Source organism: Streptomyces sp. ISL-96, from assembly GCF_018614035.1.
GTDB lineage: Bacteria > Actinomycetota > Actinomycetes > Streptomycetales > Streptomycetaceae > Streptomyces.
Genome location: NZ_JAGGPA010000006.1, coordinates 48,765 through 71,022 on the forward strand (window position 1 = coordinate 48,765; position 22,258 = coordinate 71,022).

20 protein-coding genes are annotated in these 22,258 nt (G+C 67.8%); 15 read left to right on the forward strand and 5 right to left on the reverse strand.

Annotated elements, in window-relative coordinates:
- Nucleotides 1-53: 53 nt before the first annotated feature.
- Entirely contained in the window at nt 54-2,330 is a 2,277-nt protein-coding gene (locus J7E96_RS04150; RefSeq protein ID WP_308295831.1) for a 2OG-Fe(II) oxygenase, read from the reverse strand.
- A 160-nt stretch (nt 2,331-2,490) separates the two neighbouring features.
- Here J7E96_RS04150 and J7E96_RS04155 point away from each other — a divergent pair, with 160 nt between their 5' ends.
- Nucleotides 2,491-3,051 (forward strand): hypothetical protein, encoded by a 561-nt coding sequence (locus tag J7E96_RS04155; protein WP_215127551.1) that lies wholly within the window; start codon nt 2,491-2,493, stop codon nt 3,049-3,051.
- A 3-nt stretch (nt 3,052-3,054) separates the two neighbouring features.
- Nucleotides 3,055-3,660 carry a hypothetical protein gene (locus J7E96_RS04160; protein ID WP_215127553.1) on the forward strand — a complete coding sequence of 202 codons (606 nt, stop codon included), beginning with the start codon at nt 3,055-3,057 and terminating at the stop codon, nt 3,658-3,660.
- Nucleotides 3,661-3,667: 7 nt separating this feature from the next.
- On the opposite strand, the gene J7E96_RS04165 is transcribed toward J7E96_RS04160, so the two are convergent.
- From J7E96_RS04165 to J7E96_RS04175, 3 genes are all read right to left on the reverse strand, one after another.
- Entirely contained in the window at nt 3,668-4,954 is a 1,287-nt protein-coding gene (locus J7E96_RS04165) for a hypothetical protein (protein WP_215127555.1), read from the reverse strand.
- Nucleotides 4,955-5,616: 662 nt separating this feature from the next.
- A complete protein-coding gene (locus J7E96_RS04170) occupies nt 5,617-6,537 on the reverse strand; it encodes a ubiquitin-like protein Pup (RefSeq protein ID WP_215127556.1) in 921 nt (306 codons plus the stop codon).
- Nucleotides 6,537-6,818: a hypothetical protein gene (locus J7E96_RS04175; protein ID WP_215127558.1), complete on the reverse strand. Its 282-nt coding sequence runs from the start codon at nt 6,816-6,818 to the stop codon at nt 6,537-6,539. The genes J7E96_RS04170 and J7E96_RS04175 overlap by 1 nt, the downstream gene beginning before the upstream one ends.
- A 334-nt stretch (nt 6,819-7,152) precedes the next feature.
- Here J7E96_RS04175 and J7E96_RS04180 point away from each other — a divergent pair, with 334 nt between their 5' ends.
- The 6 genes from J7E96_RS04180 to J7E96_RS04205 all read left to right on the forward strand — a co-directional run bounded on the left by J7E96_RS04180 (nt 7,153) and on the right by J7E96_RS04205 (nt 13,435).
- Nucleotides 7,153-7,593: a GntR family transcriptional regulator gene (locus J7E96_RS04180; protein WP_215127559.1), complete on the forward strand. Its 441-nt coding sequence runs from the start codon at nt 7,153-7,155 to the stop codon at nt 7,591-7,593.
- A 252-nt stretch (nt 7,594-7,845) separates the two neighbouring features.
- Nucleotides 7,846-8,025, forward strand: coding sequence for a Sec23/Sec24 zinc finger-containing protein (locus tag J7E96_RS04185; RefSeq protein WP_215127561.1), 180 nt, complete (start codon nt 7,846-7,848; stop codon nt 8,023-8,025).
- Between the two features lie 43 nt (nt 8,026-8,068).
- A complete protein-coding gene (locus J7E96_RS04190; protein WP_215127563.1) occupies nt 8,069-8,413 on the forward strand; it encodes a hypothetical protein in 345 nt (114 codons plus the stop codon).
- Nucleotides 8,414-8,822: 409 nt separating this feature from the next.
- Complete coding sequence (locus tag J7E96_RS04195; protein WP_251069386.1) at nt 8,823-10,655, forward strand: ATP-dependent endonuclease; 1,833 nt, start codon at nt 8,823-8,825, stop codon at nt 10,653-10,655.
- A complete protein-coding gene (locus tag J7E96_RS04200) occupies nt 10,636-12,366 on the forward strand; it encodes a UvrD-helicase domain-containing protein (protein ID WP_251069387.1) in 1,731 nt (576 codons plus the stop codon). Before J7E96_RS04195 ends, J7E96_RS04200 begins: the two co-directional genes overlap by 20 nt.
- Nucleotides 12,367-12,496: 130 nt before the next feature.
- Nucleotides 12,497-13,435, forward strand: coding sequence for a DUF5655 domain-containing protein (locus tag J7E96_RS04205; RefSeq protein WP_215127567.1), 939 nt, complete (start codon nt 12,497-12,499; stop codon nt 13,433-13,435).
- 96 nt (nt 13,436-13,531) lie between these two features.
- Here J7E96_RS04205 and J7E96_RS04210 read toward each other — a convergent pair whose 3' ends face one another.
- A complete protein-coding gene (locus J7E96_RS04210) occupies nt 13,532-14,278 on the reverse strand; it encodes a site-specific DNA-methyltransferase (RefSeq protein ID WP_215127569.1) in 747 nt (248 codons plus the stop codon).
- 579 nt (nt 14,279-14,857) lie between these two features.
- On the opposite strand from J7E96_RS04210, the gene J7E96_RS04215 reads away from it, so the two are divergent.
- The 7 genes from J7E96_RS04215 to J7E96_RS04245 all read left to right on the forward strand — a co-directional run bounded on the left by J7E96_RS04215 (nt 14,858) and on the right by J7E96_RS04245 (nt 22,173).
- A complete protein-coding gene (locus tag J7E96_RS04215; RefSeq protein ID WP_215127571.1) occupies nt 14,858-16,006 on the forward strand; it encodes a C40 family peptidase in 1,149 nt (382 codons plus the stop codon).
- A gap of 87 nt (nt 16,007-16,093) precedes the next feature.
- Nucleotides 16,094-16,402: a DUF6112 family protein gene (locus J7E96_RS04220; protein WP_214920939.1), complete on the forward strand. Its 309-nt coding sequence runs from the start codon at nt 16,094-16,096 to the stop codon at nt 16,400-16,402.
- The gene (locus J7E96_RS04225) at nt 16,402-17,085 is read left to right on the forward strand and encodes a hypothetical protein (RefSeq protein ID WP_215127573.1); all 684 of its coding nucleotides are present in this window, start codon (nt 16,402-16,404) and stop codon (nt 17,083-17,085) included. The genes J7E96_RS04220 and J7E96_RS04225 overlap by 1 nt, the downstream gene beginning before the upstream one ends.
- Before the next feature lie 27 nt (nt 17,086-17,112).
- A complete protein-coding gene (locus J7E96_RS04230) occupies nt 17,113-18,540 on the forward strand; it encodes an ATP-binding protein (RefSeq protein WP_215127575.1) in 1,428 nt (475 codons plus the stop codon).
- A 144-nt stretch (nt 18,541-18,684) separates the two neighbouring features.
- A complete protein-coding gene (locus J7E96_RS04235) occupies nt 18,685-20,154 on the forward strand; it encodes an SCO6880 family protein (protein ID WP_215127577.1) in 1,470 nt (489 codons plus the stop codon).
- A 34-nt stretch (nt 20,155-20,188) separates the two neighbouring features.
- On the forward strand, nt 20,189-20,641 hold the full coding sequence (locus tag J7E96_RS04240; RefSeq protein WP_215127579.1) for a DUF6238 family protein: 453 nt from the start codon (nt 20,189-20,191) through the stop codon (nt 20,639-20,641).
- Nucleotides 20,642-20,667: 26 nt separating this feature from the next.
- A complete protein-coding gene (locus J7E96_RS04245) occupies nt 20,668-22,173 on the forward strand; it encodes an ATP-binding protein (protein WP_215127581.1) in 1,506 nt (501 codons plus the stop codon).
- Nucleotides 22,174-22,258 lie beyond the last annotated feature (85 nt).

The following is a 22,258-nucleotide window of genomic DNA, read 5'->3' on the forward strand; positions in this document are numbered from 1 at the left end:
GGTTCCGGCCGGGGCGCTTCTGCGCGACGTGGCCGCCGAGCCGGAAGCCGCAGTCATCCGTTCCGCAGCGACCTCAGCCATGCCAGGTCCGCCGCGGCCTGGCGCCGGACTGTCTGCTCACGGGTGAACAGCTCCTGGGTCTTCGTCAGTACCAGCGTGTACGGGCGCCCCTGTCGCCTGGTCTGGTGGCGCACCGGCAGCTCGGCCGAGTCGATCCTGGAGTGCACGTGGCGTCGGCCCTCCTTCGCCAGCGGCCATTCGAGCACCTTCCGCGACCGGGAGCCGAGGAACTCACCAAGGACATCGCACAGTCCGCAGCCACACCCGGCCCAGGCCACCGACCAGTCGTCGGTGGCGCGCGGCGGCCCCTCGCACACCGTGCGGAGCCGGTCCGCGCAGTCCCGCGCGATCGCGTCGAGCCCCACCCCACCCCACTCGGCCGACGTGCTCGCCTCCGCGGCGCGGCGCAGCATCGGCATCAGGCACTCGAGCACCGTGTCCCCGCGTTCGCGCAGGGCAGCCAGGATGGCGTCCCGCAGCTCTTCGTCGGCCGCCGCCAAGAGGTGTCGCAGCGGCAGGGCCAGCTGCTCCAGCTGTGCACGGCGGATCTCGGCCGGACCGGTCGTGGTCCACAGCCGCAGACCACTGTCGACCGCTGCCCAGACCCCGGCGGGCAGCAGCCGCACCACCGTCGCCTCCCCATGGGCGCGCAGCGCCACACACAGCTGGGGCAGTCGCTCGGTCCACTGGTACTGCTGCGGTGGGTGGCGGCGCTCCGATGCGAACCAGCCGTCGACGACCCGCCGCATCCACCCTGTTCCGTACCGCTCGGCCGCCGCGGCAAGTGGACCCGCGTGCTCCGGGGCGAGCGCGCCCACCTGGAACGGCTCAAGCAGCATGGCCGCGGTCTCGGCCGCGTCCAGGCCCGCCGCCACCTGCAACGCGCACTCCAACAGCTCGGGTTGCGGGCTGGTGTGCTGCCAGAATGGTGCGAGGGACCGGGCGAGGTCGCGCGCCCGGTCCAGGTCGCCCCGCGCAATGCTTGTGCGCAGTTCCTCCAGAGCCCACCCCGATCCGGCCTCGCCACGGGCCGCGAAGGCCCGCTCACGCGGCCACACGACGACCGCGGCCCGCCGGTACCACCGGTCCAGCGTGTTGCCGTAGTTCCCCATGTAGCCCTCGTACCGGGAGTCGTAAGGCGTCAGATCCGCGCTCGCGGTACTCGCACACACCTCATAGTCGTGAACCTGCAACGAGATCGGCTCGCCGCCGGTGCCGTCCGGACCGGTCCACCAGCCCAGGGTGATCTCGTCGTCGACCAGCTCCTGGAGGACGTAGTCCGCGTCCGCGTCCGTGTCGCCGCTCGCCTCCTCATCATCCTCGTCGTACCCGTAGTCGTCCCAGGGATCGTCCCCCTCGGGATAGGCATCCCAGGTCTCCTTCACCTCGGCCAGCGCGAGCACCGACTCACACCCGGCCTGCCCGGCGGCGGCGCGCAGCAGAGCAGCACGTCCCGCATCCGCGCCCTTGAGCCGCTCCCAGCTCAGGCCCCGCTGGGTGTACTCGTGATCGAGCAGGTACACGAGCCGGGTCGGGGGATCCAGCTCGCGGCTGCTGTAACGCGGCCTGGCAGGCGAGCCGAAGTGCCGGCCCAGACTGTGTGCCAGCTCTGCCGGCGGCCCGGACGCCTGCTCCGAAGTCCCCTGTTCGGCGAGCAGGTTGAAGGTGAGCGTCACCCGGTAACCGGACCGGACCGGGGTGACCTCGTGCCGGCAGTCGGCATAGAAGGCGATGAGGGTCAGATCCGTCTTCGAGGCGCGGTACGCGCACTTGTGCCCGGCGTGCTCGACGACCAGTTCTCCCCCCGTGTGCACCGACGGCAGGGAGAGCACCAGCGTGCCCACCATGGCGTCGTCCTTCTCCGAATCCTGATGCGGAAGGAAGAACTGGCCCTTGCCGTACACCAGCATCGCGTGCGGCTCGGCCCGCAGCCGACTCGCCGCCGGGAGCCCGAGAGCGTCCCGGAAGTACTCCAGCGCACCGCTCAGCAGCGACGGCCAGGAAGGACCGGCAAGGCTGAACTGATCCGGCGAGATCTGCCAGGTGTCACGCACCCCGGTGTCGCTCAGCGTCTCCTCGCCCCGTCCGAACAACGCCGGCCGTGCCACCGAGATCAGCCGCTTCACCTGGGGCGCCCGCAGCGGAAGGCTCACCGGCCCGACCCCGGCCACCTCAAGGTCCAGGCCGGCCGCAGGCGCCTCCAGCCGGGCGCTGAAAGCCCCCGCCTTCGCCCCGGCGAGCAGCCCGGCCAGCCGTTCCCTCGCTGTCACCACCACTGCCCTCCGACCCTTGCGGGCCTGTCGTCCTCCGCCCGATTCTACGAACGTGACGTCACCTCCGGGACCATGACCGCGTACAGGGCCCGAACGAGGGATCAGACCCCCGGTCCCGTGATATGGACCGCAGCGCGTGACGGTAGTCTGCACGGCCGTGAGCGAGTACCAGTACTACGAGTTCCAAGCCATCGACCGGCCGTTGACCAAGGACGAACTCGAGCGGGTACGAACCCTGTCGAGCCGGGCCCGGATCAGCGCGACGCACTTCGTCAACGAGTACCACTACGGCAACTTCCGCGGCGACGAGCGCAAACTGATGGAGCAGCTCTACGACGCCCACTTGCACTTCGCCAACTGGGGCTCGCGGCGACTGATGCTGCGCCTGCCCACCACGCTGCTGCCCGCCCGCAGCGCCGAACCGTACTGCGCGGAAGACGCCTTGACCTGCTGGACCAGGAAAGGGCACCTGCTGCTCGACTTCGCCTACGAGGCCGAGGACGGCGGCGAGTGGGACTTCGAGACCTCCTTCACCCTCGCCTCCTTCACCACCCTGCGCACCGAGCTCGCCGCAGGCGACCTGCGTCCCCTCTATCTGGCCTGGCTTTCCGCGCTCACCCGCTGGGAGCTGGAGGAGGACGTCGACGAGGACGAGTACACCTCTGCCATCGAGCCACCCGTTCCCGCAGGCCTTGCCCAACTCACCGTTCCTCAGTAGGACTTGGCGGACTTCCTGCGCATCGACCCGCACCTGCTCACCGCTGCCGCCCACACCAGCGGTGCCGCCCCTTCCCAGGCAATCGACAAGGACGCGCTCGCCTCCTGGATCCGCGCCCTGCCGCAACGTGAGAAGGACACCCTGCTACTGGACGCCGCCCTGGGCGCCGCCCCACAGCCGGGCCCCGCGCTGCTGGCCCGCCACCGCGCCGCGTCCCACGGCGCAGCCGAACCGTCCACCGCCACCCGGCGCCGCTCAGCCGCAGAGCTCCTCGACGCCGCCCACGAGGTGCGCAGCGAGCACACCCGACAGCAGGAGCAGGCCCACGCCCAGACCCGCCGAGCCGAACAGCGCGCTCGCGAGAGCCACCTGGACCGCCTGACCGAGAACACCGGGCAAGCCTGGCAGGACATCGCCCACCTGATCGGGCAGAAGCAGCCCGGCCCCTACGACGCCGCCGTCACCCTCCTGAAAGATCTCCGCGAGGTCCACGACCGGTCGGGCACCCCCGAGGAGTTCGCCCGGCGCCTGCACGACCTGCGCGAGGAGCACCGAGGCAAGTCCTCGCTGATGCGGCGCTTCACCGACGCCGGCCTGACGGCCCGCTGAGGCGCGCTCAGATGTGGTCGCGTGGACCCTCCGCCAGGAGGCGGAGGGCGGCGAGGGCAGCCGGGCGGCCGGTGGCGGACAGGGAGATCGGGGCGTCGATGGACCGTTCCCGCTCGTCCAGGTAGCCGAGTTCGCGGCCGGTGTGCCAGAACCTCCACAGCAGCCGCTCGGTGTCCTTCTCCTCCATCGCGGTCCCGTCGCCGTGGCTGAAGCCCGCAGCAAGCACCGGATGGACAGCATCGCGCAGTTCCTCGCGGGGCCGGGGCTCCGCCCACAGCGCGCACAGGGCGGACTCGGCCACCTGCCGCTCAGCTGCGGTGGTGCCGAGCCAGGCCAGCGCGGCCGTGTGCTGGCGCAGCTGGTGGTCCGCCAGCTGAGCACGGCCGGCAGCCGAGAGCTTGAGCGTACGATGGCGCTTGGTCACCAGCCGGTGGGTGCGGGCGAGTTCGTGCAGGCCGGCCAGCTGGAACAGGTCCGCCTCCGAGCGCGGCCCCTTGCCGATCGGGTACCAGTGTGGGTAGCGGGCGAACGCGGCTGCCACCAGTTCCCGCGGCAGATAGCCGGCCTGGGTCAGGGTGACGCCGTCACCGATCTGCTCCAGCAGCCACCGCAGCGGCTCAGCCGTGTCCACGGGTGCCGCGGCCGACTCCTCCAGGGCAGGCAGGACGCCGGCGAGCAGGCCGCGGCGTTCAGTCGGGGGCGCCGCGGCCCACAACTCGCGCCGTTCGCGGCGGACGGCCTCCAGCGGGGCGCGGCCCTCGAACACGGGCTGCGCAGTGGTGAGCCAGTGCTGGACGAGCCGTCGGCGCGCGGCCGGGAACGCACGCGCGTCCGGCTCGAGCTCGCCCTCGTCCAGGGCCTGCTCCAGTCGACGTTCGAGGTTGGCACGGGCCAGCGCTTCCTGGATGCCCATGACCTGACCCCAGCTCAGCTCGGGTACGTCCGGCGGGGTCGTGGGCGAGGCGGCCGCGGCCTTGCGGTAGGCCGCGAAGCCCGCCTTCTCGGAGCGCTGCCAGGCCGCCAGCACCTGGGCGGTGGTCGCGCTCGTGCACACCGCGGCGGACCGAACGCGGCCGACTCCGGTCAGCAGGTCGGCCAGGACGGCGACGGCCCGCTGCTGCTCAGGGGTGTCCGCGTGCCACTTGCGGGGCAGCTCGTACCAGCAGAAGCGTTCGACCTCGGACGCCGAGAGCGCGACGAGCGGGTCGCCGTCGGGCACCAGCCAGCCCAGCAGGCGCTGTGCCATCGCCTTGTCCGCCACCAACGCCGTCACCTCCGCCGCACTCTGGTCCACCTGCCGATCCTCCCACGGACGGGGGTTCCCGTCTGGGCGCGACGCTGCGGCGGGAACCTCACCGGTGACATCGCCCTCGGTAGCCAGGATCGCCCCCAGCCTGTCGGAACAGCACAAGCCCTACGTCGCTGACCAACCTTCCCAAGGCACCCGAAACCCTCGCCTCCCCCAGGGGCGGCGAAGCGACTCTGACGAGCCGTCACGCACGCTTGTCCACCGACTGTCCACCGGAGCGTTTGCCTACATGGCCAGCCGAAGGGCTCAATGCATCAAAACCGCAGGTCAAAGCCTCTTCACGGCTCGCTGGCGGCAGACAGCGAACCCGCGACCGACGCATTGCGATGCATAGACCACAAGTGTCCGATCTGCCCGAATACCAAGGCCAATCAAAGGAAAAACCCCAGGTCAGAGGCCTGACCTGGGGTTCGCCATGGAGCCGCCTTCGGGATTCGAACCCGAGACCTACGCATTACGAGTTGTCCGATCTTGGTCCGAGGCCGTCCATAGGCGTCCACGAAACAGGCCGCACCCCTGGCCAGAGGGCTTTTGGGCCCCGGCGGACAACGGTGGACGAGGCTGGAAATAGCGCTGATTGAGACCACGATTGAGACCGGGACAGTGCATCGCCCCCGCCGACGGCGGCGTACCACGGCGGGCGTTGTTTACAACCCGTTACTACGTTGCTCAGAAATCCATCGGTCGATGATTCGCTGGACGAGCTCCGATGGCCCCCAGCCCTCAACCGATGAAGCAGCCTCTAGCTCAATCACGGAGTATTGTTCGACGGATAGCCTTACAAGGCACTGAGACTTAAGAAAATCTCTAGCGAACATAACCCAATGGAAGGCAATGGAATCTTCGGCAGAGTGATCGAACGGCATCCCTCGGGAGATCACTTCAGCCCGAAACCATTCTTCGTGGAGCATTTCAACGAAATCTGCTTTAATTTCTCCATCTTCATCCAGGAAGACTTCCGTATTGGCGGGCCCGGGGACGCCACTCAATGCGATTAGAAATCTCCTAACCGCATGCATGAAATCCCGCCAAGACATACCACTGGCCACCCCGAAGGAAGCCATCCCAATGAAAAACGATGGCTCAAGAAATCCTGACCACCCCTGCCCACCCTGTTGAACGAATTCCCTAACGAACTGTTCTTCGTCCTCGTGAAGGATGCTTTCGATTTCCTCGAATACGCGATCCAAATCGACCGCTGACGCGCGCAACGAAGTTGGGCTCAGGAGCGGCGGCCCAAGTGTTACCGCTTTGGCAATTCTTTCTGATTGGCTATCGCGCCCCGACGCTCTAAGATATCCGAACTTGAAAATCCCCCACCATGCAAAGAAATTCACGACCACCATCAAAAAGAAGACGCCCCCTGCGCCGGCGGAGCCCGAAATACTGGAGACTCCCCCAGCTACGACTGCGGCAAGCAGCCCACTGGCCCAAATGGCCAGTGCGAACACCCACAACCGCCGCTCGTATACTCGAAGGATCTCGCTCGGCGAGCCTGACGGAAGTCGGAAGCTCTCAACAAAAAGAGTCCGAAGTTGCTCCCCCAAAGGAAGGAAGGTATTCGCCATTACGCAGTCTTCCAGATTCGAAGCGCCAATCCCACGACATCCCTAATTACGTATGCGACGAGCACCACTAGCGTTGCAATGGTGAAGATCCACTTAAGGACTTTAACGACCACTCCCTCCATGCCGGGCAAGTCGCCAATCCATTCAAACCCAGCCTCGGCCAATTGATGCACCCAGACCCACGCCAAAATGAAAATAAAGTCAATTACGACACACATTAGAGCGAACCCGAAGAAGCTCAGCCTCTTCTGCAAGTCAGCCCTTGGGCTCCATTTCTTCATGGATTGACTCAGTCGCTCTAGGCGTTTACTCACCGAAAGATCCTTATTGCCACTTTCATTTGCAACTACTTTGCTATGCAGTGCATATCGGCGCGACACGAGTAGGGCTGATTGGCTCAGCAAGCGAACGCCTTCTCACCTCTACGGGTTCCTGCTGTAGGCCAACAGTGTTCACGTGAGTACGGGCCTTGCACCGGCCTTAGCGGGTGTCACCCAGCGGGCGGGGATGGCCGCAAGGACCGGATCTCCGGCGGGTGGGGCCCGCGCCGGCGTGGCCCAACCCTGAGAGTGGGGAAGCTAGATCCGGTGACGGGCGAACGGAGAGGGAGAGCGAGTGTCGCAGCAGGCCAACCCTCGGGGAACCTTCCTGAAGATTGCCGACTCAGTGAAACGGCAGATCGAGGACGACCCAGACATGACGGAGCTTCCGTCTCTGACCGAGGTCATGCGCGACCACAAGGTCTCACGCGGGGTCGCCCTCCGCGCGTTCGGTGTGCTGCGGCAAGAAGGCTTGGCCGAACCAGCACCAGGCGAGCGGTGGCGCGTCGTGCGCTCGGGTGCACGAGTCGACCGGCGGCCGCTGGATGAACGGATCGCCGACATCATCACGGCTGAGGGGCTCCAAGTAGGGGAAGCCTTCCCAAGCGCTTCCGCGCTGGCCGACCGGTTCGGGGTCTCACGCCCCACGGTGACCAAGGCACTGGAGAAGCTGGAGACCGCCGGCTTGCTGGCGCGGCGGGCATGGGGCCCAGGCGGTGCTGGCCCCGGCACGTGAACGATCCAGGGAAAGTTCTCCCTCGCCGAGCTGGCGGCAGCCTCCGACCCAAGCGGCGCAGATCCCACCGACGAGGAAAGGTTCTGTCAGTAGAGTTGGCTTCCGATCTCGGCGACAAACCCTGTGCACCCAGGGCTACGGTTCTGTTCGGCGTAGTACCTGTTCGCCGGCCCCAGTTGCGGCACGATCGTCAAGAAGGATCGAGTCTCCCGAACCGGAGGCCGACGACACCACCGGGGAACTGAGGACTGCATGAGCGAACGCTTCCCAGACGTCGACTGGTACTGCGACAGGTGCGGAGAGCACCTCAACGGTCAAGCTGGCTTCGATGACCACCGGTACACGTGGAAGTGCGAAGAGTGCGGACACAAGAACAGCATTTCAAGGGACAACATCTACGACTCCCACGAGGACTTCCACGCATCGGCATGACCCGATGTCGTTCACTGCTCACGAATAGCGCACGGAGGACTTGATGGCGTTCGACACGAGTGATTATGACGAGATTCGCTCGATGAAGCGTGACGACTGCTATTACTTCACTTACCCAATCGAGTACATCATCGATCGAATAGGCGACGAGAACTCGGACGAGTACGTGATCGGAAACACGACGATCGACGTTCAATTTGACTGGTATGACGGCGACGACAGTCAGGCGCCCGGCTATCGACTCAGTTACAAGGTCAACAACTACAACCAGATCCCGGTCGGCTTCAACGGATCAGAATCTGATCTGCTTGACCAGATCTACTCGGACATCCAAGGCGACTTGCGCGCTTCCGGGATCGAGGTCGGCGCGGTCGAATCCTGGTTCTAGGCGATTCCTGTCTGTTTGACGTCCGCCAAGCGGAGCCAGATCGTCGGCATCAAGGGGGCGGGCGGACGCGTACGACGTGGCTCGGCCGGCGGCGGACTTTACTGAGTCGGGCCGGCCCCGCCGAGTAGCACGTCACAACGCTGAGACTAGCTGCCGATCGATGAGACAGAGCGTCGCAGACCCCCGAGCACCCCACGGGACTTTCGGCCCTTCGACGAGAAGGGCACCGCTTGGGCGACACGGTTGCCGCGGGTTGCAGTATTACAATCTGATCCCACGGCCTTTCGTCTGGCTGGCACGTCCCTGCTCTCTTCGCGAGTGGTCACTGTCTGCGTGGCGTTCGAGCATTCGCTCAGTGGCTGCGGCCTGAAGTGCGGCGATGAGGGGCGGCACGGTGAAGGTACGACGGTTGACCTTGCAGAACTTCCGTGGAGTGCGCGCGGGCACGGTCTATCTGACGGGTCACTCGCTGCTGGTCGGGTCGAACAGCGTCGGCAAGTCAACAGTCTGCGAAGCGCTTGAACTCGTCTTGGGGCCCGAGCGGATGTTCCGCCGTCCGGTGGTCGACGAGCACGACTTCTACGGATCTCGCTACCAGGAGACGGACGGCGATCTACCGGAGATCCGGGTGGAGGCCGTCTTGACGGACCTGTCGCCGGCCGCCGAGCGGCGCTTCGCCAGTCACATTCGGCGCTGGTCCGAGGAGCACCGTGATTTCGCTGACCTGGCCGAGGGCAGGGTGGCCGATCCTGATGCTGGGGAGTGGTGCCTGCCCGTCGTCTTCATTGGCCGCTTCGACCCTCAGGAAGACGACTTCTTCGGTGCCACGTTCTTCGCGCATCCCGAGTCAGTCAGCGACGACTTCACCGAGGAGACGTCCGAGCTTGGGTCGGGGCTGATGCCCTTCAAGCGGGAGGACAAGCGCCACTGCGGGTTCCTGTATCTGCGACCCAACCGGACCGGTAGCCGGGCTCTGACTTTCCAGCGGGGCTCACTGCTGGACACCATCGTGAGGCTGGAGGCGGAGCGGGCGGGCCCCCTGTGGGAGAAGGCCCTGGCCGATGTAGCAGCGGTCGCCCTCGCCAGCGACGACTCTGGCTTCGCCAAGATCCGCAGCGAAGTACGCCAGCGGGTGGAGCGCTTCCTCAGCCTGGCGGGCGACTCCGATCCGGTGGACGTGAGGGTGTCCGAGCTCACCCGAGAGCACCTCCGGGAGGTTCTGCGCCTGTTCATCGCCACCCAGCCGGGCGAGCATCAGGTGCCCTTTAACCGGTTGAGTACGGGCTCGCTGAACCTTCTCGTGTTTGCCCTGCTGATGTATATCGCCGAGCTCAAGGGCGACCACTCGGTGATCTTTGCAATGGAGGAGCCGGAGATCGCGCTCCCTCCGCATGCACAGCGTCGGCTGGTCGACTTCGCCGTACGGCACATGGGCCAGACGATCGTCACCTCGCACTCGCCCTACGTCATCGAAAGGTTCGAGCCCGACCACATCGTGGTCCTCGACCGTGACACAGCGGGTGCGTTGACCAGTTCCACTGTCGTCCTGCCGGACGACTTCAAGGCCAAGCAGTACCGGGCACGCCAGCGGCAGTTCGCCGAGGCGGTCCTGGCCCGCGCCGTGGTGGTCGTGGAGGGGGCGACAGAGGCTGACGTGATGCCGGCAGTCGCTGACGTACTGGAGCAGGACCCGTCCGTGGACTACCAGCATCCCGACCTCGCCGGTGTGACCTTCTTCGACGCCGAGGGCGACAGTTCTGTGCCGAAGTACGCCCCGGTCTTCAAGGTCCTGGGCAAGCCCGTATACGGCATCCACGACGACCCGGTGCGGGCGTTTACGGACGACGTAGCGGCCAAGACGGCCGACTTCACTCGTTACAAGGTCATCCCCTACGGCGGCATCGAGGACCTGCTCACCCAGGAGATTGCACCCACTGTCCTGCGCCGCTTCCTGGTCTCCGTCGCCCAGCGCCCGGACTACCCGACCAAGTGCGGCAGCCTGCGCGATGGCATGGACGAGCAAGCTGTCCGCAAGCTGGCCTGGGATGTCCTCAAAGGCCGCAAGGGTGACAGCTACGGAGCCCTCCTCATCGCTACGTGCACGAGCAGGGCCGAACTTCCTGATTCTCTTGCGGAGTTCCTGCTCCAGATCGACCGCGACCTGCGCCCTCCGACGGACGACCCGGGCGCCGGAGCTTCCACCGACGCCGCTGGGGTCGGAGATGAGCCCGATGGAGATTGACGGGCCCCGGCAAGCGATCCTGGACAGCGCTGGGCACGTCCTGATCGAGGGCGGTCCCGGCTGCGGCAAGACCACCATCGCCCTGCTCAAGGCCCGCCAGGCTCTGGACAGTCTGGAAGACGAACAGCGGGTGCTCTTCTTGAGCTTCTCCCGCGCTGCCGTACGACAGATCACCGACCGAATGGGCGGGCTGCTCAACCGTGCCTCACGCAGCAAACTGCAGGTGCGGACATTCCACTCCTTCTTCATGGACATCGTCCGCAGCCACAGTCGGCTCCTGACTGGGAAGCCCGCGTCGTTCATCGCTCCTGACCATGAGCACCAGTTGCGCGCCAACTTCGGCGGGAGCAAGGAGGACTGGCTCAAGGAATGCCAACGGATGGCCACCGTAGAGGGCCGTTACGTCTTCGACCTGCTGGCCGAGACTGCCGCGACGCTCTTGGAATCAAGCTCCGCGCTACGTGCCCTCTACAGCAGCATCTACCCGCTCGTCATCGTGGACGAGTTCCAGGACACCAACACCGATCAGTGGCGCGCCGTCAAAGCGCTCTCTGCAGAATCCACGGTGATCTGCCTGGCCGATCCCGACCAGCGCATCTTCGGACACATCCCCGGCGTCGACGAGGAACGGATCGCGCATGCGGTCGCCCACCTCGCCCCCACCACCTTCGACCTGTCCCAAGACAACTACCGCAGCCCCGAAGGGGGCCTGCTCAGCTACGCCAATGCCGTATTGCGCAACACCGTCCATCCACTGCCGGACAGCGTCAGGAACGTCATCTACGCAACCCGCACTTGGGGAGCCGACTCTGTCGAGGTACGCACCCATTTCGCGATCGTCGCCCTACGCCAGTACCTGGAGGCCGAGCTGCAGCGCGTGCCCACCCTGGCGGTCTTGGCCACGACCAACGCCCTCGTCGGCCGCATCTCCGAGACGATCTCTACGCAGAGCGTAACCGTGCAAGGCACGATTTTGCCGCCAGTAGAGCATGACCTGCATTGGGATCCGGAGCTGGCCGCTGCAGCTGGCTTCGTCGTTGCGTCGCTGCTGGAATGGCCCAGCCTGGCCCGCGAGGAGGCTCTTCCGAAGACGCTGCGGGCGATGGCCGACTTCTACCGCCGCAAGCTCGCCGGCGGAACGGCCGGTGCGCGCGACAAGATCCGGGTCATCGAGAACGCCATCACCGCGTTCAACGCCGACACCAAGATCAAGTCCAAGTCACCGAAGATCCTCATCAGTGCCTGGGAGGAGGGCCTTACTCTCACAGGCAAACCCGTGGCGGACTGGCAGATTGCCCGGGGAGTTGTGCGCGGCTCGGCTGAACTCGATGAACTGTTCAAGCAGGTGCGCTTGCTGCGCCTGTTCCAAGCCACCGATGCGCTGGCGCTGGCGTTGACGGAGGCGTGGAACGGCACCAATGCCTACACCGATGCCGCCGCAGCTGTGCGCCGCGTTCTGGCCACCGATTCACTTTCCGTCGCGGAACAGCAGACCAAAGCTGTCAGCCTGATGAGCATGCACCGTTCCAAGGGGAAAGAGTTCGACGGGGTTGTCATCGTCGAAGGAGCTTTCAACAGCCGTCTCCTTGACAACGACTGGGACGAGGAGCGCATCCGTGGCAACCGACGCCTCCTGCGGGTTGCCATCACAAGAGCGCGACATATGACGGTCTTCGTCCGCCCGGACGATGGCGTGCCGCTAACGCCATAACAGCAGGCTCGTGATCCGTGCCGGCACTGCGGGCCGCAGCCGATGGCAGCCGCGGTCTCCGCCGAGGCCGGAATACCTGCGGGCCGGTTTCGATTGCTTCTCCTGTAGTGCTCGCGGGAGGGGGACGCTGGTGACCGACCTGATGTTGTTTCGGCAGGATGCCGATGGCCGGGACGTCGAGCTGCGGGGCTCGACGGTGGCGCTGGAGGTGGAGCTGCAGCGGCGGGTCGAGGCGGGGATGGAGGCCATGCTCGGCATCCGCTTCCTGGCGTCGGAGTACCCGACGGGGCCGTGGCACCGGGGCCGGATCGACTCGCTGGGCCTGGACGAGAACAACACCCCGGTGGCGATCGAATACAAAAAAGGTGCCGACAGCGGTGTCCTCTCGCAGGCCGTCTCCTACCTCTCGTGGCTGGACAGCAGTCGTCACGAGTTCGAGGCGCTGGTCAAGGAGAGGCTTGGTTCCGAGGTCGTCGAGGCGATCGACTGGCGGAACCCGCGGATGGTCTGTATCGCGGCCAGCTTCTCTCACCACGACCGGGTCGCGGTGCACCGTCTGCGAGAGCGGATCGACCTGGTGCGTTACCGCATCTTCGATGGCAGGCTGCTGAGCCTGCTGCTGATCGAATCCGCACCTGGTTCTCCCCGTCCCTCTCCGGCTCGGCGGCAGCGACGGGAGCGGGAGGAGGCGGCCGGTGCCGGCGGAGGTGACGGCAAACCGTCAGTCCAGGCGAACCCGGGCGTGGCTCCGGCCTGCCTGCAGGACCTGTACGCCGAGCTGGACGAGGCCCTCACCGCGTGGGGCGAGGTCGAGGTGGCTCCGCTGCTGCACTACATCGCCTATCGACGGATGGTGAACCTCGCCTCGGTGATCTTCCGTCCGAAGCACGAGGTGATCCTGGTCTACCTCAGACTCGACCCGGACATGGTCGAGCTGGAGGAGGGCTTCTCCCGCGACATGCGCGGCATCGGGCACCTCGGGACGGGCGACCTGGAGGTGCGCATCTCCTCGGCGGCCGACCTTGAGAAGGCGGGACCGCTGATCCGGCGGGCGTTCGAGGCGGCCTGACGCAAGAGGAAGGGCGGCTGGAGCATCGGTTTCTCGATGCTCCAGCCGCCCTTTTGCGTCTGCGGTCCGTCGGCCCCGGCCTGGTTGGTCTCATGCTCACGCCTCCGGTCCGGCCAGGACGAAGTCGTCCTGGATCAGCCCCGCCTGGAGCCTTCGCTCGGCGACGGCGGCGTAGTGCGACGACAGCTCGACCCCCACGAACTTTCGGCCCTCGCGCAAGGCGGCGACTCCCGTGGAGCCGCTGCCGGTGAAGGGGTCGAGGACGGTGCCGCCCTCGGGGCAGATCTGCACGAGCTGCTGCATGATCTCGACCGGCTTCTGGGTGATGTGCACGCGGTCCTTGCGCGGCTGGGAGGCGATGAAGTGGCCGGGCAGGTACAGATCCCGGTCCTTCGCCAGACTGCCCTTGACGCCCCAGGTGATGAACTCGGCCGACTGCTTGAACCCGCCCTTGCGAGGCCGGCTGGCGGGCTTGATCCACGGGATCGTGCCGCTCCAGGTCCAGCCCGCCATCTGCAGGGCGTCGGACGTGGTCGGCTCCTGACGCCAGTCCGAGAAGACGATGGCGACCGAGTGCTCGGTGGAGGCCCGATACGCCTCGGTGAGCAGGGCGGTCAGCCAGCTTCGATAGCTCCTCTGGTCGCGGTTCTCTCCGGGGAAGTTCTGCAGGTCGTGCGCGCTGTTGCTGGTGACGTACTTGGCTCGCGCGGTGCGACCGGTGCGGTCCGAGCTGGTGCGTCCGCCGGAGTTGTACGGCGGGTCGGTGATGACGGCGTTGACGCTCTCGTCCGGGAGGGTCTTGAGCACGGTGAGGGCGTCGCCTCGGTGCAGCGTGTAGCTCATGTGCGGGGCCTCTTTCAGGGCACGACGGGACTGGGCCCGCTCCGGACGGCGCTCAACAACGGCCGTTTCGAGCGGGGTTGCGCCGGACGTTAGCCGCAATTTCCGGCCGCACCTAACGAACCATGCCGTGCTCCGCGCCCGGGTCCGAGAGCCGTTTGGTGCGGCCGGAATCCCGGTCTACTGTCTCGCCATGTCACCGGGACGGAGCCCCGCTCCACCCTCGCTGACCTGTGCTTATCCGTGTTGCCTCGTCCAAAAATGGCAGCACGGGAGGCCCGTTGACCCCTAGTTCCCGAAGCCGTGAGGAGACCCGGTGTACCGCCTGAGATTACGAGCGCGGCTGACTGCCGCGCGTGACCCGAGACCGGCGTCCGGGAGCTACCAACTCCTCTGACACGGGCCCGCCCTGAGAGGCGGATTCACATCGGCGCGGTGCCGACGGCTTTGCACGAGAAGCCGGCACCGCGCCTCCTACGAAACCCAAGGAGCCGCTGCGATGCAGCATGCCCTGATACCCCCGCGTCCTGACCCAACACCGCTGTCCGGCTGGCACCACCGCCTCGGTGAACGGCGGCGGCGATGAAGAAGACCACCGGAGCCGTCGTCGGTCTCTTCGCATCCGGTCCGCTGCTGCTGGCCGTTCCGATCCTCGCCATCGGTGCCGGGACGGCTTCGGCCGCCTGCTCGACCGGCGGTGCACAGGCTGTGGATACCTCAGCCGTTGCCGCTCAGGTGAAGGCGATCCTGGACGGCGGCGCCAAGGGGACGGTCTCCGTGCCGGGGCTGGACGATCCAGCCGAGCAGGTCCCGAACGCCAAGACGATCCAGGCCACCGGTGTCGCGATGAAGATCCCCGTCCGGGGGCAGATCGTGGCGCTGGCCACCGCGCTGCAGGAGAGCGGCCTGCGGAACATCACCTACGGGGACCGTGACTCGGTGGGGCTTTTCCAACAGCGGCCGTCGCAGGGCTGGGGCACCGTGGCCCAGATCATGGACCCGGTCTACTCCTCGACGAAGTTCTACGAGGGGCTGCGGGAGGTCTCGGGCTGGGAATCGATGACCATCACCCAGGCCGCCCAGGCGGTGCAGCGCTCGGGCTATCCGGACGCCTACGCCAAGTGGGAGCCCCTGGCGACCGCCCTGCAGAAGGCGATCCAGCCGCTGCTGGCGAAGACCGGTGATCCCGCACCCACGCCCTCCCCGTCGGGGTCCGGGGGCGGCACTGCCAGCCCGGCGCCGAATGCCGCAGGCGGCTGTACGACCGACGGGGACGGAACCGACTTCGGAACCATCCCTCCCGGGACGGTGCCGGACGGAAACAAGATCCCGGCCGATGCCTCACCGAAGGTGCAGACCGCGATTCGCTGGGCCATGGGCCAGCTCGGCACTCCGTACCAGTGGGGCGGCACGTGCACCGACTCCCACGGGGCGGACCCGATGGGTCGCTGCGACTGCTCCTCGCTGATGCAGATGTCCTACAAGGCGGCCGGGGTCATCCTGACGCGGACCACCTACACGCAGGTCAACGAGGGACAGCCGGTCTCAGCCGACGCTCTGAAACCCGGCGACCTGCTGTTCACCAGGGGCACCGCCCAAGTTCCTGAACACGTAGGCATGTTCATCGGCTCGGGCCTGGTCATTCATGCCCCGCGCACCGGCGACGTGGTCAAAATTTCGACCCTCGCCTCCTGGAAGCCGCAGATTCTCGCGGCCCGCCGAGTCATCTGACCGGCGCTTCTCCCCCTCCTCTCCCCCCTGCACCGCCGCTGTGGCCCTTCGGGCTTTGGCGTGCGCTGAATCGAACTGGAGTTCGTTATGTTTCTCGCCGACAAGGTCATCCAGCTCGCCTACGACCCGGGGATCAAGCCCAACGAGGGCGGCCTGCCGGGCCTCTCGGTCCTCAAGCAGGTGATGGGGTCGATCAATCTGTTCGGCATCATCGCCGTGGTCGGCGCGCTCGCGGTCAGCGCTGGTGTGTGGGCCTGGGGCCACCACTCCGGCGGCCACCAGGCCGAGGCCAACGGTAAGAAGGGCGTGCTCGTCAGCGCTGGTGCGGCCCTCCTGCTTGGCGCCGCGAACGGCGTGGTGGCGTTCTTCAGCACGCTGGGGACGCAGGTCCGCTGATGTCTTCCCGTTCCACGAACCCCGGCGGCGCATCTCGCGTGCGCCGCCGAGCGCTGATCGGCACCGTCGCCCTGGTCGTGCTCGTCGCCCTCGCCGGCCTGGCCGCCTATCTCACTCGCGATGGCCGGACCTCCTCCGAGGTCTCTCCCTCGCAGGCGAGTTCGGCGTCCCCCTCCCCTGCTCCGTCCGCTTCTTCCCGCCCGTCATCCGGCAGTCGCAGCACGCTGCCCGCGCGCCCGTCCACGCACGACCCGATCACCTTCGGGAAGGCGGCTGCGGCAGCTCTGTGGTCCTACGACACCCGGGCGTACTCGCAGCCGGAGCTGCTGGCGGCACTGCATACCTGGCTGACCGCCGAGGCCAAGTACGCCGACGCCGCGTCGGTCGACGCGCTCGTCCCCTCGCCCGTGCTGTGGGGGCGGATGGCCGACAACGGCCAGTACGCCACTGCCGTCGCCACCGAGGCCCGCTTTCCTGATTCGTTCAGCCGGGCGCTTCAGGCCGATCCCGGGGCCGTCGCCCAGGCGTACGTCTACGCCGTCACGGTCTCCGGCAAGCAGTCGATCGCCTGGGACGGATCGTCCGCCGGAGGCGCCGAGGACCGGGTCACCACCCTCGCCATCCAGTGCCGGCCCTCCCAGCCCTGCGCTTTGGCCGGTGTCCTGCCGGCCGTCGCGCCCTGACCCGCACCCCAGAAAGGAGGTACCGCCATGGGAGTCTGCGACCTTCCGCTGATGGACAAGGTCTGCGGCGCAGTCGACTTCGCCACCAACCCCGCCGGGACCGTCACCGACGGCATCGGGGCGTGGATCGCGAAGTCAACGGGTGAGCTGGCCGCCAGCGCGGCCGACCTCGCCGCCAAGGCCGTCAACGAAACCACCGCCATCGATCTCAACGCCGGTTGGTTCCGGGACAACTACGAGCTGCTGTTGCCCATCGGCCTCGCCTTGACCGTCGGCACGTTCTGCATCCAGTTGATGTTCGCGGCCTGGCGGCGGGACGAACGCGCCCTCGCCCAAGCGGCGATCGGCACGATGACCGGCGTCCTCTTCTCCTTCTGCGCCGTCGCCTTCACCTCCGTGGCCCTCACGGTGGTCGACGCTCTGTCCGACGGCCTGTTCCAAGCAGCCAACAGCTCAGTGGACGACGCGATCCGCCGCGTTATCAAGGTCAACCAGTTGGGGGCGATGTACGGCCTCGGCTGGGGTGTCCCAGCCCTGGTCGCCCTCGGCTGCGCGATCGGCGCGTTCATGTACTGGGGCGTGATGGTCGCCCGCAAGGTCGGCGTCCTGATCATGGTCGCCCTCGCGGTCTTCGCCGGAGCCGGCGGCGGCTGGGAGGTCGCCAAGCGCTGGCGGCGGGGTTGGATCGAGGCCACCGCCACCCTCGTCGTGTCGAAACTGCTGATGACCGTGGTCTTCCTGATCGGCGTCTCGGCGATGGGCAAGTCCGATGCCACGGACGGAATGGCCGCTCTGTCCGACGCGATGGCCGGCATTGTCGTGATGGTCCTGGTCCTGCTCTGCCCGTACGCCACCTACAAGTTCGTCCACTGGGCGACCGACGGCGGCGGACACGACGACCTGCACCGTACCGGCGTCGCTGGCATGGCAGTCGCCGCTGGGGCCGCGAAGACCGCGGGCAGCCTGGCGATGCAGGCCAGCACCGGCACCCCTGCTCCGCAGGGGCCGAGCAAGGTCCCCGGCGCGGGTGTCGATGGTGTCGCCTCCGGCATCAACCCCTCCGGCGGCAACCTCAGCAAGGAAGGGATCGACGCCGGGCCGCCCAAGCCGCAGACCCGCTTCCGGTACGGCGAAGACCCGAACGCTGCTGGCGACAAGGGTCGAGCGCTGATCCAGCGACCCGGCATCCCGCCGCTCATCACCCGACCCAGCGAGGGCGAAGCGGGAGGTTCCGAAGGGGGCGCCCCGGGTGCCGCCGGCGGCTCTGGTCAGTTCGCTGACGCGTCGGCTCCGGGCAGCAGCATGACCCGCGCTGGTGCCGCGCCGCCTGCCGGCCTGGCGCCCGGGGGCACGAGCAGCCCTGCCGCACCGCCGCCTTCCACCGGTCCGTCGGCAACCGGTTCCCCGACACCGACGAGCTGGGTGTACCCCAACCAGCCGCGTTCGGGGTCCTGACCAACCACAGCCGGGGGCGGGCTGCATCCCGCAGCCCGCCCCCGTACCCAGCATCGCCGATCACCAGAAACGGAGCCTTTCCATGGCCTCCAGAAGAGCGCCGAACGCCTCGCACTCCGCCCGCTCCCACCGTCTGGAACCACCATGTCTGACAAGCCCCAGGCCGAAGCCACGGCCACCGTGAAGTTCCCGCACCGCAGCAGGCGCGGCATCCTGCTCGGCCTCACCGCCCCGCAACTGATCGTCGTGAGCCTCACCGGCCTGCTCCTGCTCGCCGTGATCCTCGCCCGTGGCGTGGTCGGCGCTCTCGAACTCATCCCGCTGTGGGCCGCCATCGCCCTGCTCGTCTTCGTCCGCTACCGAGGCCGAGCCCTGGCCGACTGGGCTCCGATCGTTACCCGGTACGTGCTCCGCCGGATGCGGGGCCAGTTGATCTGGCTCGTCCGGCCCTCCCGCCGCCCGGTCCGCGAAGGACTCCTCCACCTGCCCGGCACCGCCGCCAGCCTGCGCGTGGTCACCGCACCCGACCGCCGGTACGGCGCGGTCCACAACCCCCACACCGGCACGTTGACCGCCGTCGTCAAGGTGTCCTCCCGCGCCTACGCGCTGCTCGACCCGGGCACCCAGAATGCCAATGTCAACGGCTGGGGACGCGCGCTGGCCGCGCTCGCCCGCACCGGCCAGGTCGCCCGTATCCAGGTGATCGAGCGCACCGTCCCGGACTCCGGCGACGCCCTTCGCCGGTACTGGGAGGAGCACGGACAGCCCAATGCCCCCGTGGCCGGCGCGATCTACAGCGAGCTGATCCAGAGCGCGGGCCCGGCTGCGGCTCCGCACGAAACGTACGTCGCGGTGTCGCTGGACGCCAAGGCCGCGCGACGTCTGATCAACCAGGCCGGAGGCGGCCTGACCGGGTCCTTCAGCGTCCTGGCGCAGCTGACGTCGACCTTCGACCAGGCCGCGCGAACCGCCGGGCTCAATCCCACCGGCTGGCTCAGCGCCCACGAGATCGCGGCCGTCGTGCGAACGGCGTACGACCCCAAGGCCCTTGCCGCGCTGGATCGTTGGTCCACCGCCGGACGTCCCGAGGCTGAGCCCGCCGCTGCCGGTCCCGTCGTGGTCGTCGAGAAGTCGGACCACATCGCGACCGACTCGGCCGTCCACTCCACGTACTGGGTGGAGAACTGGCCGAGGACCGAGACGTCGGCGGGCTTTCTGCACCAGCTCCTGTTCACCGCCGGGGTCCGACGCACGCTGTCGCTGTCGTACGAGCCGAAGGGACTGGACGCCGCCCTGCGTGACGTCCAGCGCAAGAAGTCCAGCGTGATCGCCGACGCCGCCGAGCGAGCCCGGCGCGGCCAGGTCGACTCCGAAGCGGACTCGATCGAGTACCAGGACATCAAGTCCCGTGAGCGCCAGCTCATCGCGGGCCACGCGGATGTCGCCCTGACCGGCCTGCTGACCGTCTCGGCCGACTCCGAGGAGGAACTCCGTTCCGCCTGCGCAGTCGTGGAGACCGCGGCCGTCGGCGCCCAGCTCGACCTCCGGCCGCTCACCTGGCAGCAGGCCGAAGCGTTCACCGCCGCCGCCATGCCGCTCGCCCTCGCCGCCTGATGCCGGCCTCCCCTCCCTCCGAAAGAGCACCCCCATGTCCCGCACCGCCAGCCCGACCGCGCAGGACTTCGTGCCCTTCGCCACCGCCGCGCTCGACTTCCACCGCGCGCTCAACGTGCCAGGCGGTCCTCTCGTCACCACCCGCGCCGAGCTGGACGCCCTGCACTCCCACCTCGTGTCCCTACATGGCTTGCTCGACGCCCATACCGCCCGCACCGGCCAGCTCGTCCCGACCGAGGGCGACCAGCTCCGCGCCGCCCGCACTCGAATCTGGCAGGCCGCCGACCACGTCCACGCCGCCTACCACGCGGCACCTCAGCCGGACTCCGGCGAGGTACCCGAACGCGAGGCGTGCCAGGCCGGCCTGCCAGAAGGGGCGCCAGAGCTGACCATCTGCCAGCGCCACCAGCGCACCGCGCACCTGGTGCGCCGCCGCACCACCCCGGCCGACCTGCACGCGCCGTTCACCGGCCTCATCCGCCGCTGACCCGCCTTCCGTCTGGAGAAACGTTCATGCCCCGCACCCGCGCCAGCGCCTCCCACCTGTTCGTCCCCCGCAAGGCATCACGCGCCGAGCAGCGAGCCGCCCGCGCCGGCTTCGCCGAGGCCCGCCGCCAAGCCCGCCTCGCCGGAGCCCCGCCGAAGCACCGCGCCAAGGAAACCCTCGACCCGGAACTGCGGCCGACCTACCCGCCGTCCGGACGCCCCGGCTCCTCCTCGGCTCGGGGCGGCAAGCTCAGCCTGCCCGCCCACCGAATGACCACAGCCACCGTCAGTGGTGCCTATCCGTTTCTCGCGGAGGGCGGATTGGGTGCGGAGGGCATCTTCATCGGTCGAGATGTCCATGCGGAAGCCGCCTTCTGCTACGACCCGTTCTCGCTCTACAGCAGCGGCCGGATCGAGGGTTTCACGAACCCGAACGCCGTCCTGGCCGGGATCATCGGCATGGGCAAGTCCGCGCTGGCCAAGTCGATAGCCACCCGGGCGATTGCCCACGGCTACCGGGTCTACGTTCCCTGCGATCCCAAGGGTGAGTGGACGGCCGTCGCACAGGCCCTCGGCGGCTACAGCATCGCGCTGGGGCCGGGGCTCCCGGGCAGGCTGAACCCCCTGGATGCTCCGGCCCGGCCCGCCTCGGTGAGCGAGGGCGACTGGTCGACCGAGGTCCGAAAGCGCCGCCTCCTGCTCCTGGCGGGCCTGGCTCGCACCGTGCTGAAGCGCGATCTCCTGCCGATGGAGCACACAGCTCTGGACCTCGCTCTCGACCTGGTCGTCGCCGAAGCCGACGCCAGCGACACGGTGCCGCTGCTCGGCGAGATCGCGCACACCCTCGGCTCGCCCGAGCGCCTCGACCAAGCCCTCGGCGACCAGGCCGGACACATGGGGCCCGCCGCACAGGACCTCGCGCACGCCCTTCGCCGCCTTGTGCACGGCGACCTGAGCGGCATGTTCGACGCTCCCTCGACGGTGGCCTTCGACCCGACCACCCCGATGCTGTCCATCGACCTCTCCCGCCTCGGCGGCTCCGGCGACGACACCGCCTTGGTCTTGGCCATGACCTGCGCCTCGGCGTGGATGGAGAGCGCGCTCGCCGACCCTGACGGCGGCCGACGCTGGGTGATCTACGACGAGGCGTGGCGCGTCATGAGGCACGTCGGCCTGCTGGAACGCATGCAGTCCCAGTGGAAGCTCTCCCGCGGCCTCGGCATAGCCAACCTCATGGTCATCCACCGCCTCAGCGACCTGCTCAGCGCAGGCGATGTCGGCTCGCGCGGCCGGGTGCTGGCCGAGGGCCTCCTGGCCGACTGCTCCACCCGCATCATCTACCGCCAGGAACCCGACCAGCTCGCTGCTGCCGCTTCGCTGCTCGGCCTGACCGGCGTCGAGACCCAAGCGGTGTCCGCCCTGACCAAGGGCCGGGGCCTGTGGAAGGTCGCGGGCCGGAGCTTCATCACCCAGCACATCCTGCACCCGGCCGAGCGCGAACTGTTCGACACCGACGCCCGCATGTCGGCCTAGCTCAACTAGCAACTATTCAAAGTCAGTTGCACCATGCCGTCAACCGTACCGCGAGCAGACTACCGAGTCCACGGGGGAGCCCCCA